The organism is Bacillus sp. BS1807G30, from assembly GCF_040047675.1.
GTDB classification, from domain to species: Bacteria; Bacillota; Bacilli; order Bacillales; family Bacillaceae; genus Bacillus; species Bacillus altitudinis.
The window spans coordinates 223,779-239,267 of the sequence record NZ_CP157353.1 but is presented as its reverse complement, the minus strand read 5'-3'; the positions used below and the strand labels follow the sequence as shown (position 1 = coordinate 239,267).

18 protein-coding genes and 1 riboswitch are annotated in these 15,489 nt (G+C 42.1%); of the genes, 7 read left to right on the top strand and 11 right to left on the bottom strand.

The genetic code is table 11. The features are described 5' to 3' along the window. Window positions 1-91 precede the first annotated feature (91 nt). The gene (locus ABG082_RS01330; RefSeq protein WP_041091700.1) at window positions 92-469 is read left to right on the top strand and encodes a hotdog domain-containing protein; all 378 of its coding nucleotides are present in this window, start codon (window positions 92-94) and stop codon (window positions 467-469) included. A 42-nt stretch (window positions 470-511) separates the two neighbouring features. On the opposite strand, the gene ABG082_RS01325 is transcribed toward ABG082_RS01330, so the two are convergent. Next, on the bottom strand, window positions 512-1,684 hold the full coding sequence (locus ABG082_RS01325) for an MFS transporter (RefSeq protein ID WP_017358727.1): 1,173 nt from the start codon (window positions 1,682-1,684) through the stop codon (window positions 512-514). A 77-nt stretch (window positions 1,685-1,761) separates the two neighbouring features. After that, window positions 1,762-1,861: riboswitch (purine riboswitch) on the bottom strand. A 398-nt stretch (window positions 1,862-2,259) separates the two neighbouring features. Between ABG082_RS01325 and proS the strand changes: the two genes are divergently transcribed. Both proS and ABG082_RS01315 read left to right on the top strand, forming a co-directional pair. Next, a complete protein-coding gene (proS, locus tag ABG082_RS01320; protein WP_348936442.1) occupies window positions 2,260-3,693 on the top strand; it encodes a proline--tRNA ligase in 1,434 nt (477 codons plus the stop codon). Window positions 3,694-3,868: 175 nt separating this feature from the next. Continuing rightward, window positions 3,869-4,045, top strand: coding sequence for a hypothetical protein (locus tag ABG082_RS01315; protein WP_017358723.1), 177 nt, complete (start codon window positions 3,869-3,871; stop codon window positions 4,043-4,045). A gap of 52 nt (window positions 4,046-4,097) precedes the next feature. On the opposite strand, the gene ABG082_RS01310 is transcribed toward ABG082_RS01315, so the two are convergent. The 10 genes from ABG082_RS01310 to ABG082_RS01265 all read right to left on the bottom strand — a co-directional run bounded on the left by ABG082_RS01310 (window position 4,098) and on the right by ABG082_RS01265 (window position 9,624). Beyond that, window positions 4,098-4,874, bottom strand: a complete 777-nt coding sequence (locus ABG082_RS01310) for a sulfite exporter TauE/SafE family protein (protein WP_348936441.1) — start codon at window positions 4,872-4,874, stop codon at window positions 4,098-4,100. 58 nt (window positions 4,875-4,932) lie between these two features. Beyond that, complete coding sequence (locus tag ABG082_RS01305; protein ID WP_008343881.1) at window positions 4,933-5,163, bottom strand: sulfurtransferase TusA family protein; 231 nt, start codon at window positions 5,161-5,163, stop codon at window positions 4,933-4,935. Between the two features lie 34 nt (window positions 5,164-5,197). Next, on the bottom strand, window positions 5,198-6,325 hold the full coding sequence (locus ABG082_RS01300; RefSeq protein WP_079919412.1) for an MBL fold metallo-hydrolase: 1,128 nt from the start codon (window positions 6,323-6,325) through the stop codon (window positions 5,198-5,200). A 15-nt stretch (window positions 6,326-6,340) separates the two neighbouring features. Continuing rightward, a complete protein-coding gene (locus tag ABG082_RS01295) occupies window positions 6,341-6,904 on the bottom strand; it encodes a sulfurtransferase TusA family protein (protein WP_079919414.1) in 564 nt (187 codons plus the stop codon). A gap of 53 nt (window positions 6,905-6,957) precedes the next feature. Further along, window positions 6,958-7,314 (bottom strand): rhodanese-like domain-containing protein, encoded by a 357-nt coding sequence (locus ABG082_RS01290; RefSeq protein ID WP_079919416.1) that lies wholly within the window; start codon window positions 7,312-7,314, stop codon window positions 6,958-6,960. A 14-nt stretch (window positions 7,315-7,328) separates the two neighbouring features. After that, a complete protein-coding gene (locus ABG082_RS01285) occupies window positions 7,329-7,811 on the bottom strand; it encodes a DsrE/DsrF/DrsH-like family protein (protein ID WP_052320710.1) in 483 nt (160 codons plus the stop codon). Window positions 7,812-7,936: 125 nt separating this feature from the next. After that, window positions 7,937-8,197 carry a metal-sensitive transcriptional regulator gene (locus ABG082_RS01280; protein WP_003217059.1) on the bottom strand — a complete coding sequence of 87 codons (261 nt, stop codon included), beginning with the start codon at window positions 8,195-8,197 and terminating at the stop codon, window positions 7,937-7,939. A gap of 122 nt (window positions 8,198-8,319) precedes the next feature. Beyond that, window positions 8,320-8,784, bottom strand: a complete 465-nt coding sequence (locus ABG082_RS01275; RefSeq protein WP_035390624.1) for a DMT family transporter — start codon at window positions 8,782-8,784, stop codon at window positions 8,320-8,322. Between the two features lie 13 nt (window positions 8,785-8,797). Further along, window positions 8,798-9,226, bottom strand: coding sequence for a DMT family transporter (locus tag ABG082_RS01270; protein ID WP_008343887.1), 429 nt, complete (start codon window positions 9,224-9,226; stop codon window positions 8,798-8,800). Between the two features lie 83 nt (window positions 9,227-9,309). Beyond that, a complete protein-coding gene (locus tag ABG082_RS01265; RefSeq protein ID WP_008343888.1) occupies window positions 9,310-9,624 on the bottom strand; it encodes a metalloregulator ArsR/SmtB family transcription factor in 315 nt (104 codons plus the stop codon). Between the two features lie 193 nt (window positions 9,625-9,817). Here ABG082_RS01265 and ABG082_RS01260 point away from each other — a divergent pair, with 193 nt between their 5' ends. The 4 genes from ABG082_RS01260 to glpT all read left to right on the top strand — a co-directional run bounded on the left by ABG082_RS01260 (window position 9,818) and on the right by glpT (window position 15,461). Further along, the gene (locus ABG082_RS01260; RefSeq protein WP_341041349.1) at window positions 9,818-10,798 is read left to right on the top strand and encodes a DUF4917 family protein; all 981 of its coding nucleotides are present in this window, start codon (window positions 9,818-9,820) and stop codon (window positions 10,796-10,798) included. A 123-nt stretch (window positions 10,799-10,921) separates the two neighbouring features. Then, window positions 10,922-12,985, top strand: coding sequence for a thioredoxin domain-containing protein (locus ABG082_RS01255; RefSeq protein ID WP_348936440.1), 2,064 nt, complete (start codon window positions 10,922-10,924; stop codon window positions 12,983-12,985). Between the two features lie 152 nt (window positions 12,986-13,137). Continuing rightward, entirely contained in the window at window positions 13,138-13,908 is a 771-nt protein-coding gene (locus ABG082_RS01250) for a SurA N-terminal domain-containing protein (RefSeq protein WP_017358711.1), read from the top strand. Between the two features lie 218 nt (window positions 13,909-14,126). Continuing rightward, entirely contained in the window at window positions 14,127-15,461 is a 1,335-nt protein-coding gene (gene glpT, locus ABG082_RS01245; RefSeq protein ID WP_008343899.1) for a glycerol-3-phosphate transporter, read from the top strand. Window positions 15,462-15,489 lie beyond the last annotated feature (28 nt).

Here is a 15,489-nt window from a genome sequence, read left to right as displayed (position 1 = left end):
GTCTCTTCTTTGCCTCTAACATCTCACCACAAAAATGAATGTACATTCATTCACTCCTTTGGTACATTTAAAAAAAGGAGCTGAAGAACAGATGGTTCGACCAGGCGATCAATTTCAAACAAGCAAAACCTATACGCATGAAGATGTGATTCAATTTGGCGAGATGACAGGTGATCTTGGCAAACATCATACCGAGCTAGATCATCAAGGCAGGCTCATGGTACACGGCTTTCTCACAGCAAGTCTAGCCACGAAACTTGGCGGGCAGTTTCATTTTATCGGTCAAGAGATGACATGTACCTTCATACGCCCTGTTTATACAGGTGACACCATTACCTGCCAGATGGCCGTCACCAAGGTAGAACCCCTTGAAAAATACCATCGTGTCCACCTTTTTTCCCGGTATATCAATCAGCATGGAGAAGAAGTCATTACTGGTAAAAGTGAAGGTGTGGTTTTCAAAAAATAAAAAGCTGCCTATGATGAGGCAGCTAAACGATCTAATTCTCTTCTATTCAGCGTGATGCTGACGATCCATATAAAGCGGCGGTCTCTTTAATGAAATCACTGCACAGCTAAAGGCAATCAGCACAAAAACAGCACCGAATTTAGCCAAATCAACAGATGAACCGGTCATTGTAAACATGACGCCACCCACTGCTGATCCAATGGAAATCCCAATTTGCAAAGCGGATGTATTTAAACTTTGCTGAATATCAGATGTCACAGGGTCTGTTTGAATCAAATAGCTCTGCAAAGCAGGTGTCAGTGCCCAGCTAAGAGCACCCCATAGGACAACCATCACCATAAAGAGCATAAACACTCCTGCTGTATAAGGAAGGATAAACATCACAATGGCAAACGCCATGGTCACAAGCAAAATGGCTTTTCCTGATCCTAATTTGTCACTAAGCCAGCCGCCAAATCCATTCCCGCCAATCGACGCAAGCCCGAAGACCAAATAACAAATACTAATCCAAAACGGAGTCATATGCAGAACTTCCATGAGAAATGGCGTGAAATAAGAATACAGCATATAATGACCAGCAAGCATGAACAAACTAATCAAATGTGCACTGAAAATTTTCGGATGCCCTAAAGAACGAATTTGTTCTTTAAGCGGTGTGACTTTTTCAACAGGCATTTTCTCCAATAGAAAATAAATGAGTACCATGGATATGGCTGACAGAATACTGATTCCTAAAAACATCACTCTCCAGCCAAAGCTCTCTGTAATAAAAATACCGATCGGTACACCGAGAACAAGTGATGAGCTAATCCCAATAAAAATCAGACCTAATGCTTTCGCTCGATGCGCCGGTTCCACCAGCTTGGCCGTAATCGTTAGTGATAACACCACAACAAGCGCCGTACTCATGGCAATCAAGACCCTAGAGATCATCACAAGGGCAAAGGTGGAACTAAAATATGTGAATACATTGCCTAATGTAAATACCAATAATGCGATTAAATACAGACGCTTTCGTTCGATTTTGGCTGTGACAGTCAGCAGCACCGGTGCTGAAATAGCATACACAATCGCAAATACCGTAATAAGCTGCCCAGCTGTCGCAAGAGACACATTGAGATCCTCTGCTAAACTTGGCAAAATGCCCCCGACCACAAGCTCAACTAATCCAACCGCAAAAGTAGAAACAGCTAATAAATAAACTCTCCAGTTCATGTCTAACATCCCTTCTCTATATCATGGCTTTCACTTTTGATACAGGGTGTAGACAAACAAAAAAACCCTGATTACAAAAAAGGAAAGCGCACTTTTGTAATCAGGATTTATCGGATCCTGGTAGAAACCCTCAAACCATATTATTGAGGTTATACAAGTCTATTTTTTTCTTCAAATATATTAGCATAGCCTTACATAACGTGCAAGCTGCAAAAACAGAAAATGTCTGCCAATGGCTCAGCGACATAAACGACCTCAGAAGGGCATGAAATGAACTTGCGGACCAACTTGCTTTCTCCCCCATTTACAGGTAAACTGATGAAAAATCAACGAACAAGGATCAACGTAGATCTGGAATAGTAGCTTGAATTGATCTTTACCAGAGAGGGAACGGTGCTGAGAAGTTCCTACTGACATCTTCAAGTGAACCTGCCGATTTAGTTCTGTTTCATACAGCGGTTCATACCGTTATCATGATCGAGTGTAAAGCTGTGCTTTAAATTAGGGTGGTACCACCAGGAATGGTCCCTAACTTAAAGCACAGCTTTTTTGTTTTTAAAAGGAGGAAAAAGACGATGTCAAAGAAACAATTTGTTGAGAAAATTACAAGCATGGAAGACGACTTTGCCCAGTGGTATACAGATGTTGTCACAAAGGCGCGTCTCGTCGATTATTCAAGCGTTAGAGGCAGTATGATCATTCAGCCATACGGTTTTAAAATTTGGGAGAATATTCGCGACGAACTTGATCGTCAAATCAAAGAAACGGGTCACGAGAATGTCTATATGCCGCTCTTTATCCCAGAAAGTCTGCTCCAGCAAGAAAAGGATCATATCGAAGGCTTTGCTCCTGAAGTGGCGTGGGTGACACATGGCGGTGATTCGGAATTACAAGAAAGACTCTGCGTCAGACCAACGTCTGAGGTGCTGTTCGCTGAGCATTATAAAAACATCATTCACTCCTATCGTGATTTACCGAAGCTATATAACCAATGGGCCAATGTCGTCCGCTGGGAAAAGACAACACGTCCATTCCTTAGAACCCTTGAATTCCTCTGGCAGGAAGGGCACACTTGTCACGAGACTGAGCAAGAAGCGATTGAAGAAACAGAAAGAATGCTCCATATCTATGCGTCTATTTGTGAAGAGCTTCTAGCGATCCCTGTCATTAAAGGCAGGAAAACAGAGAAAGAAAAATTCGCTGGCGCCCGCTTCACCTATACGGTTGAAAGCTTGATGCATGACGGAAAAGCCCTGCAAACCGCCACTTCTCACTTCTTGGGCAACGGATTTGCCAAGGCGTTTGGCATTGAATTTTTAAATCGCGAAGGAAAACTAGAGCATGTCCAGCAAACATCATGGGGCTTCACCACAAGAATCATTGGCGCTATGATCATGGTGCATGGCGATGACAGAGGACTAGTCCTGCCGCCAAACATTGCGCCAACCCAAGTACGTGTTGTGCCAATTGCTTCCCATAAAGAAGGTGTCCTCGATCATGCCTATGAATTAAAGGATCGACTCGCACGCATCGCACGCGCTGACATCGATGCAAGTGATAAACAGCCTGGCTGGAAATTCAACGAATGCGAAATGCAGGGCATCCCATTACGCGTAGAAGTAGGACCAAAGGATATGGAAAAAGGCCAGGTGATGCTTGCAAGACGAGACACAGGTGAAAAGCAAGCCGTCACGTTAGATGCACTTGAACAAACCATCACGTCCACGCTTGAAGACATTCAGCAGACGATGTACGAAAAAGCAAAAGAACGATTACATGAAAAAACATCAACCGCCCACACAATCGAAGACATCGAGCAGCTTCTTGCCGAAGAAAACAGGTTGATCAAAGCCATGTGGTGCGGTGATGAAGACTGCGAAAACGACATCAAAGAGAGAACAGGAGCGACATCACGCTGTATCCCGTTTGAACAAGAATCCGTTTCTGACACATGTGTCTGCTGCGGGAAACCTGCTTCTGATATGGTGTTCTGGGCAAAAGCCTACTAATCATATTTCAAATTGTTGACAAAGAATGCGAGGGTTTGTCTATACGCTGAAGCATCTTATACGATGCTTCTTTTTTGTTAAAAAGAGCCAAATATCCATTGACCTCCTTCACACAATCCCCTATAATTCATATTAATATAATCGGTTTTTAAGACTTTAACTGGAGTGGTGATCTATGAAGCGCTGGCTCTCAATATTTAACGAACGCTGTCCAAAATGTAAAACAGCATTAGACGTCTCGAAATCTAATGCCCTGCAAGGCAAAGTCGTGAAAACATGCCCCAATCTTCATTATCAAAAAGAGTACCACCCTGCACTTGAAACGTATATCGAGCACGATGACATGAAATAAAAAAGACCAACACATGGAAAAGAGCCCTTGCTCTCAGTTGTTGGTCTTTTTCTTATAATAAATCCAGCCAGATTTTAATTGCTGTGGCTGTAATCATCACGGCAAGTGCCCATTGCAAATAAACGGCATTGATCTTCTGACCAATCTTCGCCCCAATCGGCGCAGCAATCAAACTGGCCGCCATTAAGACAAGAGCAGGCATGAACATGACTTGACCCGTCAGCACTTTCCCAGCAGATGCGCCGATCGCAGAGAGAAACGTAATCGCCAGAGACGAGGCAATCGTCATCCGCACAGGGATTTTGAGAATCGATAGCATCACCGGTACTAAAATAAAGGCACCGCCTGCACCTAATACGCCCGATACACTTCCGATCACAAAAGCAATTCCAGCCGCCAGTCCTTTATGAAAGGTCACTTCTTCATTCGCCTCTGCCCGCTGTCCTTTTTTCGGAACAAGCATTAAAATGACAGCGACAATGGCAAGCAGACCATAGACTACATTGATGCCTTTCTCTGAAAGGAAATGTGATAAATAGCTGCCTAATAAACTCCCTGCCAATATACTGCTCCCCATATATAAAATTAATGGTCGATGTAAAAATCCGCTTTTTCGATACGCCAGCACACCGCCGAGTGTCGAAAATAGGACTTGAATGGCACCAATCCCTGAAACCTCGTGTGCCGATAATGCCAGCACTCCGACAAGAGGCGGGATATAAAGCAGCATGGGATAGTTGATCACCGATCCTCCTATTCCGACCATTCCTGATAAGAAGGAACCAATAAATCCGATGATAAATAAAGTAATGAAAAATGCAAAATCCACGCTGGTCTCCTCCTTTGCAAAAGGAAAAGGGGCTCCCTCATAGATACCCCTCTCCCCTTTAGGACCCTTTTCTCACCCAGAACTTCAGCACATGCCCTTCATCTGTCTGCGTGATCAATTCATGTCCGCTTGACTTAGCCCATGCAGCCAAATCAGCTTTGGCCCCTTTATCTGTTGCATGTATTTCTAATACTTGACCTTCTGCCAAGTCGTTCATTTTTTTCTTCGTCCGAATAATCGGCATTGGGCATGCAAGCCCGGTTACGTCTAAAATGTGATCTGATGTCATCTGATCATCCCTCGCTTCTTTATTTTATTGAACATTATCGAATCGCACAACGGTTTGGACCAATTTCCATGTCTCGCTGCGCTTCCTCGTCTGGATTCAGCTTCCCCATATTGGTAGACCGAATGTCTTGATAAGCGTTTGGCTGTGCAGGGAGATCCTGCGTGACCATTTGTCTAAATACGTCTTCATCTTCAATGTTCAGCCCGTGATTTTCTTCAAACAAAGCGCCTAGCTCCTTCCAAACGCTTCCGTCTTCATTAAGCTCATCCACGATCATAAAATGTGCAGGCAGCACAATCAATTCTGCCGAAAGCGCCGTATATCGTGTATAAAGGGTTTCTCTCAAATCACCTACCCAGTCCTCCGCCATACCGGCTAGGTCAGGTCGTCCGATCGAATCAATGAACAAAATATCACCTGAAAGGAGGTAACGGCCGTCTACGATAAAAGAGGTTGAACCAATCGTATGGCCCGGTGAATAAAGGGCATGAATATCAATCTCCGTCGCTCCAATCGTCACACGCTGTCCTTCTTCAAGGTGTTTGTAATCAAATGTCACCTCTTCGGCGTCTTTTGGCGGTAGCCAATAGATAGCACCAGTCAGTTCAGACAGCTTTTTCCCGCCAGATATATGGTCCGCATGGAGGTGCGTATCAAACACATGCGTCACTGTGACATGATGCTTTTTAGCAAATTGCGTATAGACCTCCGTCATTCTAGCTGCATCAATAATCGCAGCTTCCCCATTCGACATGATCATATAGGACAAGCACCCCTTGCCCATTCGCACAAATTGGTACAACTCTCCACCGCCAGTTAAATCACCGATCTTCACTGGCTCTAAATGCTCACTCCATGCCTTCATGCCGCCTTGCAAATAACGGGCCGCTCTGCCTGCCTCTGACAGCATCTCTGCCACCATAATAGAGGAGCCTTCTTTCGCACAAACGACCAGTACATCTAGGTCATCCGGTATGTTCTCCACCATATCCTCTACGCCATCAAGAAGCTCAAAGTAAGGCACATTTAAATATTCAACGGCTTTCCCTTCAATTTTCCAGTCCTGCACATCTGATTCGTTTCGTACATCCAACAAAAAGATCGGCTCTTTGTTGATGATCTTTTTTGTTAACTGTTCTGCTGTCATTGCTTTTACAGTCATCGTTTCATTCAGCTCCTATTTTTCAATCTCTCCTGTCCAGCTGTTCATACCTGGCACTACATTGATCAATTGATGAAATCCTTTTTCTTTTAACTTTTGTGCGGCTAATTCACTCCTTCTGCCTGAATGACAGATGAGGTAAATGAGCGTCTCTCGGTTCAATTCTTCAGCACGTTGTTCCACCTCGCCAAGAGGGATGTGAACAGCTCCTGGAATATGACCCGCTTCATATTCATCCGGCTCTCGTACATCTAAAATAAACAATGGCTGATCTTCTTTTACCTTCTGTTGAAACATGTTCAACGACATTTCCGAAATCATTGACTGCTCCTCCTCCTCCTGTTTCGCTCCGCCTTTACGAATCAAATGATGAAGCACCGGTCCTTCTACTTTCGTTCCTAAAAATTCATGACCGGCGCTTTTTGACCAAGCTGCTAAATCCGCTGTAGACCCTTTATCGGTTGCTTGCACTTCAAGCACATCTCCTGGCAAGAGCTCATTCATTTGTTTTTTCGTTTTGACAATGGGCATTGGGCATGCCAATCCTTTTGCATCTAGAATTGCTGTTGGTTGCTGCATTGTTTTTCCTCCTTTTTATAGGGGTGGGGGTATATTTTAAAGCCTATTTATACCTATAATCGCCAAGCATTCATGCCACCCTTGATATTCGTAATGTGGGTAAATCCCTGTTTTTTTAATAATTTAGCCGCCTGCATACTTCTCATCCCGCTTTGGCAGATCACATAAATTTCTTTGTTTTTCTCAAGCTCATGCGCTCGATTCCTTAACTGTGGTAAGGGGATATTTTGAAATCCTTTTATATGATTTGTTTGAAACTCTAAAGGTGATCGCACGTCTATCAGCTGTTGATGCCGACTATGCAATTTAGGTTTCAGATGAGCTGCGTCCATTTGTTTCACACCCCGTACAGGAAGAAAACGGCTCACAAGCAAAGCGAGCACAATGATGAGCAAAAGCGTTTGAATCATGTATGAACACCTCCCTAGATAAATAAGTTCACATTCCCGATTTCTGCCTCTGCTAAATACGCTGCCACACCTGCATATTGAATGTCTGCTAGTAACTCGTTCTCCTGTAGCCCTAAAAGATCCATCGTCATCGTACATGCCACGAGGTTGATGTCTTGTTCCTTGGCCATATCAATGAGCTGCGGCAGGGTCATGGCATTGTGTTTGTTGATCACATGCTTGATCATCTTCGGTCCCATTCCTGCAAAATTCATCTTTGACAGCCCCATTCGATCAGCGCCGCGCGGCATCATTTTGCCAAACATTTTTTCTAAAAATCCCTTCTTCAGTGGCACCATCTCTTCCTGACGCAAGGCATTCAGCCCCCAAAAAGTATGAAAAATAGTCACCTCGTGATCATAAGCTGCTGCGCCATTTGCAATAATATAAGCGGCCATCGCTTTATCATAATCTCCACTAAATAAAACAATTGTTGTTCGTTTTTTCTGTTCCTCCATCATGATCCTCCTTATATAAATTACCCGTGGGGGTATATTGAAAACAAAAAATATATACACATACCGGTAAGGGTATATTATAACAAGTAAAAAAATTCGTCAACCTCCAAAGGCTGAGGAATTTCTTACCGGCTTTTCACCAAGAGCTCAACCGCTTCTTTGACAAGCCCCTCTGTATCCTTGCCCTGCTCAAGACTTTCACGGACACACTGTTCAAGGTTTGTACTCACAATCACACCCATTGCCCGATCAATGGCATTGCGTGATGCAGACAGCTGCGTCACCACCTCGCGGCAATCCTTTCCCTGCTCCATCATCGCAAGAACCCCTTTAATCTGCCCTTCAATCCGGCGAAGACGATTCTTCATCTGCTGATTATACTCCACGTTTAACACTCCTTTCTCTTTTCCCTATGATCAGATAGTATACCCTGATAGGTATTTAGTCAAACATGATGAATCAGTATAAAAGAGCTGCTGAGAGCAAATGTCACAGCAGCCCGTTCTCTTTAAGCACTCGCTTCCTCTCTAGAGCGCTTATTTCCTTTGTAAATAAAATAAAGAGCGATCAGCATAAAAAATAAGGCCAATATGCGTTTGAGATCAAGTGAAATCATTAGGCTATGGAACCAGCCAAAATGATCGATGACCATTCCAATGACAAGCTGCCCAGCAATCCCCGCAATATTTGCAGCAATGACACCGATTTTCGGAACAGCGACCACTGTCAGGATTAAATAAGCCGTTCCAAGAAAAGCCGCACTCAACTGCCACTTTGGTGCATGCAAGAGATTCAACAGATGTCCGCTCCCAAAGAATAAAATCAGAATGGTCAAAAACATCGTACCCGTTAAAAAGGTCAAAAAGGTCGTTTCAATCGTACCTGCTCTCCTGCTAAACGTACCGTTTATGGAAGATTGCGCACTTAACGTAATGCCTCCGATGAAAGTAAATAAAATTAACAATAATGCCATATCGACTTTCCTCCTAATGAATAAGAATAAGGGCAATGATCATCGAAATGACCGCAAATACCTTCTCTTTGTTTACTCTCGTTCTCTGACTCCCTAGCCAGCCAAAATGCTCAATCACCATACTCATCAGCAGCTGACCAATAATGACAGCAACCATCGTTACCCCCACACCAACAAATGGAACACTCACCACAATAGACGTTAAATACACAACCCCCATCGCTCCGCCAAGTAGCGACCATTTCGGTGCCTTCAACGTATAGGAAAGGTCACCTTTGCCAAAAAAGAGCCACAATAGCCCCATGATAATTGAACCGACAAAAAAGTTATAAAAACTCGTTTCTAACTGTCCGATCGACTTCCCAAGTTCCGCATAGATGGCTCCTTCAAAACTAAGTGCCGCACCCGCTAATAGCGCAAGTACATAAAAAATCAAACGCATCATCAAATCTCCTTCAATTCATATATTTATATATCTAGATAAACAGATATATAGAATAGAAAAAAACAGAAATCACACATCCTTTAGATCTCTGTTTTCATATATTGTCCGATCTGTTGGATAAATTCTTCATTTCGTCTATAGTATGTCCATTGCCCATGCCGTACCGATTCGAGCAGACCAGCCTTTTGCATCAAATGTAAGTAGCTAGAGACCGTTGATTGAGAAATTTGCGCCTTTTCTTGAATATCCCCAACACAAACGCCCCCCTTATAACTAACCTCCTTCGGTAAATGAGCGCCTTGCTTAGGAAAATGCTTCTCTGGTTCCTTAAGCCACTTTAAAATATTCAACCTTGTTTCATTCGATAATGCCTTAAACACATCAATAGGTTCCATGGCAGACATTGTATATCTAGAAATACCGATATGTCAAGTTGTGCTGTTTTGGAAGAAAATAAATCAGAAAATTATTAATAAGAGCTTTATGTTAAAATTCTCGCTATTAGTTTATATGAAATTTTTGGGAATAATTGAAATACTTCTGTTACAATAATAATAAAATTGGCTCCAAAGAAGAGGAGAGTTATCGATGATTGAAAGCTTTCAAGATTTATACGAAACTAAAAGAATAAAAACTGATCACTTACTTATTGGGAATGGTTTTTCAATAGGCATTTGGCAGGACTTTAATTATAAATCACTATATGATAACCAAAAGGAGTCACTCAAAAAACAAGATAGATTATTATTTAGTGAATTAGAAACAACAAACTTTGAGTATGTCTTAGAGAACTTAAAGCGAGCTATAAGTATAAATAAAATATTCAATCATAATAATGAAGAACTTTCGTACAGTTATGAAAATGTTAAACAGGCATTAATAAATGGAGTTGCAAATGTTCACCCCAATAATTTTGATAGACAGTTATATAGTAAAATAGGAGCTAATCATACGTTTAATATATTTAAAAAGAGTATCTTCACAACTAATTATGATCTTATACCTTATTGGTTACATATTAAATTGTCTAAAAAAGAAAGGGCAATCAATGATTTTTTCAGATTGAATGGATTAGATTTCTTAAATTTTGCACCTTCAAAAAATACCAAGTCCTTAAACTTATATTATTTACATGGCGGACTACACATATTTGTTAATAAGGTAGACTTAATTGAAAAAGTTAAAAAAAATAATCAGAACTACCTAATTGATGCAGTCATTGATTCTATGGAAAATAATAATATACCGCTCTATGTTTCAGAGGGCAATTGGGAAGATAAGTTAGAGCAAATTCAGTCAAATAAATATTTAAGGTTTTGTCACGAAGCACTATCAGAAATAGACGGACATCTAACTATTTATGGACATGATTTAAGTGAATCTGCGGACAAACATATAGTAGATGCGATTAACAAATCTAAAGTTGAAGTTATCGCGTATGGTATTTATGAATTAGATAAAAAAGAGTCAATTTCCGAAAGAATTAGAGCGTACTTCCCTGAAAGGAAAATACATTTTTTTGACTCAAACAGTTTTGACAAATCAGTTGAAATTTTAGCTAATATTTAGCTCGATATAGTAGTTTTAAATTTTATTCCAGAGTTAAAATAATTAAAAACGGTTATAAATGATGTAAATGTACACCTTTTATATCAACAGCACCTTAAATAGTAATGCGAAAGCAGGTGACCCATGCCAAACAACCAAACAACCAACCCACTCATCACGGAAAAATCACCCTACCTCCTTCAACACGCCCACAACCCAGTTCACTGGTACCCGTGGGGGCAAGAAGCATTCGACAAAGCGAAACGTGAAAATAAACCGGTGCTTGTCAGCATCGGCTACGCCACTTGCCACTGGTGCCACGTCATGGCACACGAAAGTTTCGAAGATCAACAAGTCGCTGACATCCTAAACGAGCATTTCATTTCAATCAAGGTCGATCGTGAGGAGCGTCCAGATATTGACTCGATGTATATGTCCGTTTGTCAGATGATGACCGGGCAAGGCGGCTGGCCGCTCAACGTGTTTGTCACGCCTGATCAAAAGCCTTTTTATGCGGGGACATACTTTCCAAAAAGAAGTGCTTACGGCCGTCCCGGCTTCATTGAAGCACTGACGCAATTGCTGGATGCGTATCACAACGATCGTGATCATATTGAATCATTGGCAGAAAAGGCAACAAATAATTTGCGGATCAAGGCAGCAGGGCAGACAGAAAATACGCTCACTCAGGAGTCGATTCACAAAGCCTATTATCAGCTCATGAGCAGCTTTGATACGCTGTATGGCGGCTTCGGTTCTGCGCCTAAATTTCCTGCACCTCATATGCTCACGTTTCTCATGCGTTATTTTGAATGGACAGGGCAAGAAAATGCGTTATATGCTGTCACAAAAACGTTAAACGGCATGGCAAACGGTGGTATTTATGATCATATTGGTTCTGGATTTACTCGATATTCAACCGATGAAAAATGGCTTGTGCCGCATTTCGAAAAGATGCTGTATGATAACGCCTTGCTGATAGATGCCTTCACCGAAGCCTATCAAATCACTCAACACCCTGAGTACGAAAAGCTTGTCCAAGACCTCATTCAATTTATCAAACGAGACATGATGAATCATGATGGCTCTTTTTATTCGGCAATCGATGCCGATTCGGAAGGAAAGGAAGGGCAATATTACGTTTGGACAAAAGAGGAGATCATGACTCATTTAGGTGATGACCTCGGCACTTTATTTTGTGCGGTCTACCACATCACAGAGGAAGGAAATTTTGAAGGACAGAACATCCCTCATACCATTTCCACCTCATTTGATGACATCAAGGCAGCATATTCAATCGACGACCAAACCCTTTATTCTAAACTGCAATCCGCTCGACACATCTTACTCACTGTAAGACAGCAGCGACCTGCACCGCTAATCGATGACAAGGTACTCACCTCGTGGAATGCGCTGATGATCTCCGCACTTGCCAAAGCAGGGAGTGTCTTTCATGAAGAAGAGGCTATCCGCATAGCAAAACAGGCAATATCTTTTCTAGAAACACACCTCGTCCAGCAGGAACGGCTCATGGTCCGCTACAGGGAAGGGGACGTAAAGCATCTAGGCTTTATCGAGGATTATGCGCACATGCTAACAGCTTATATGTCTTTATACGAAGCGACCTTTGACCTAGATTGGCTGACAAAAGCCAGAGCCGTTGCTGAAAATATGTTTGAACTATTTTGGGATGAGCAAATCGGGGGCTTTTTCTTCTCAGGCTCAGATGCAGAAGCGCTTATCGTTCGTGAAAAAGAAGTATACGACGGGGCCATGCCGTCTGGTAACAGCACTGCACTCCAACAGCTTCTGAAAATAAGCAGAATGATCGGACGTCAAGACTGGATCGAAACACTAGAGAAGATGTTCAGCGCCTTTTACGTAGATGTCTCTTCCTATCCAAGCGGACATACCGCCTTTTTACAAGGACTATTGAGCCAATATGCCGCAAAACGAGAAATCATTATTCTTGGGAAAAAGGGCGACCCGCAAAAAGAACAGCTTCTACAAGCATTGCAAAAACGATTCATGCCATTTGATCTCATTTTAACTGCCGAAACAGGGCAAGAATTAGCAAGGCTCGCACCTTTTGCAAAAGATTACAAAACGATCAACGACAGCACGACAGTCTATATTTGCGAGAACTACAGTTGCCGACAGCCGATCACCAATCTCGACGAAGCGATGGAACAATTATTTCAAATTTGAGCTGTCATATGATGACTATGAGAAGACAAAATGAGGACAAACAGATAAAAAAAATGTCAATCCGCTAACAATTCGTCTGTACGGTTTTATTTTTCCTCTAAAACGGTTACAATGCGCACTAGATGTTCTCATACCGAAGGGAGAGAAAATAATTGAAAAAAGTATCATATACACTCATTGCTTGTCTGTTATCAGTGGGGCTTGCAGCCTGCTCATCAAACGATGCGAAACAGGATAAGCAAAACGATTCAGCCAACAGCAAGGAAACAACACAGGCTGACCAAAAAGAGCAGCAAAAGCAAATGGAAGAGATGCAAAAGAAATTAGACGCACAAAAAATTGATGATCAAAAGGTCGTTGCGACCGTCAACAAAGATAAAATCACAGGAAGTGAATACAATAGCGCCCTATCGACCATTCAAGGTCAGCTTCAGCAGTCAGGACAAGACCCAACATCTAAAGAAGGCGCAAAAGCTGTCAAAAAGCAAACCATTGATGCGCTAGTAGGTCAAGAGCTCATCCTGCAAGATGCTGAGAAGAAGGGCTATAAAGCCTCTGACAAGCAAGTCGATAAGCAGCTAAAAGAAGAAAAGAAACAATTTAAAGACAATGCTCAATTTGAAGAAGCACTCAAAAAGAGCGGACTGACAATGGATCAGCTGAAAAGTGATATTGCCGACAGCATCAAATACAGCCAATATGTCGACAAAGAAATTAAATCAGCCTCTGTGTCTGAAAAAGACGTCAAAGCGTACTATGACCAATACGCCGAACAAATGAAAAAACAAAAACAAAAAGCACCTGATTTCAAAGACGTCAAATCACAAATCAAGAAGCAGTTAGAATCTCAAGAAAAGCAAAAAGAAGTACAAAAAGAAATTGATCAACTAAAGAAATCTGCAAAAATTGATGTATCGATTTAACCACTATTAAAAATCCGCCATTGTGCGGATTTTTTTCATCACTTCATGAACTATTTTTCCAAAATAATGACAAAAGCCTCATCATAAACATCTACTCCATCCGATATGATGGGAGTACAAAAGAAAGCGTTATCAATTCTTTTGTCTCTGAAAAAGTACAAGATCAAAGACAGACCTCGTACTTTTGTTTCAGTCATATCTACAAGAGGAGGATGTTTATGTTCAAATGGTTTAAACCAGCTCCGCATATCGACAGGCTCGATGATGCCAAAACAGACGAAACCTATAAACGGCTGCGGCTGCAAGTCTTTTTGGGAATCTTTATCGGATATGCGGGCTACTATTTGCTGCGCAAAAATTTCGCATTTGCCATCCCTTATTTACAGGAAGAGGGGTTCACAAAAAGTGAATTAGGCTTTGTACTAGCGGCCGTTTCAATCGCTTATGGCTTTAGTAAATTCATTATGGGGATGATCTCAGACCGGTGTAACCCAAGATACTTTTTAGCCGCTGGACTTTTTCTATCAGCTCTTATCAATATTCTATTTGTCTCATTTCCATGGGTGACATCCAGTGTATGGATCATGTTTTTATTCATGTTCTTAAACGGCTGGTTTCAAGGAATGGGGTGGCCGCCATGCGGACGAACGATGGCACATTGGTTTTCGGTGAGTGAACGTGGAACGAAAATGTCCATTTGGAACGTCGCTCACAATATCGGCGGGGGGATTCTTGCACCGCTTATTACATTAGGAATTGTTTTGTTTGCGACGTGGAAAAGTATCTTTTTCTTCCCTGCCATCATTGCCATTATCGTCTCCTTCGTCATCATTCTTCTCGTACGGGACACCCCGCAATCCGCTGGTCTTCCGCCAATTGAAGAATACCGAAATGACTATCCGGCACAACAATATGAAGATCAAGAAAAAGAATTAACAGTAAAAGAGATTTTGTTTAAATATGTGCTCAACAATAAATTCCTTTGGTATATCGCCATTGCCAACGTCTTTGTGTACTTTGTCCGTTACGGGGTCGTAGACTGGGCACCTACCTATTTAACAGAAGCAAAAGGATTCTCACCAGAGCATTCACGCTGGTCTTATTTCCTTTATGAATATGCAGGCATCCCTGGTACATTATTGTGCGGGTGGATTAGTGACCGCTTCTTTAGAAGCCGCCGCGCACCTGCTGGCGTCCTCTTTATGATTGGCGTATTAATTGCGGTTCTTGTGTACTGGTTAAACCCTGCTGGCAATCCAATGGTTGATAACATTGCCCTCATCAGCATCGGGTTTTTAATTTACGGACCCGTCATGCTCATTGGACTGCAAGCCATTGATCTCGCTCCGAAAAAAGCCGCTGGCACTGCTGCCGGGCTGACAGGATTCTTTGGGTATATTGGTGGCTCTGCTTTTGCTAATGCCATGATGGGCGTCGTCGTCGATCACTATGACTGGACAGGAGGTTTCATTTTACTAGTTGGTTCTTGTATCCTTGCGATTGTGTTCCTCGCCATGACATGGAATACAGGAAAACGCGTAGAGCAAGCTTAATGAAAATCACATAAAAGATTCATCTCCG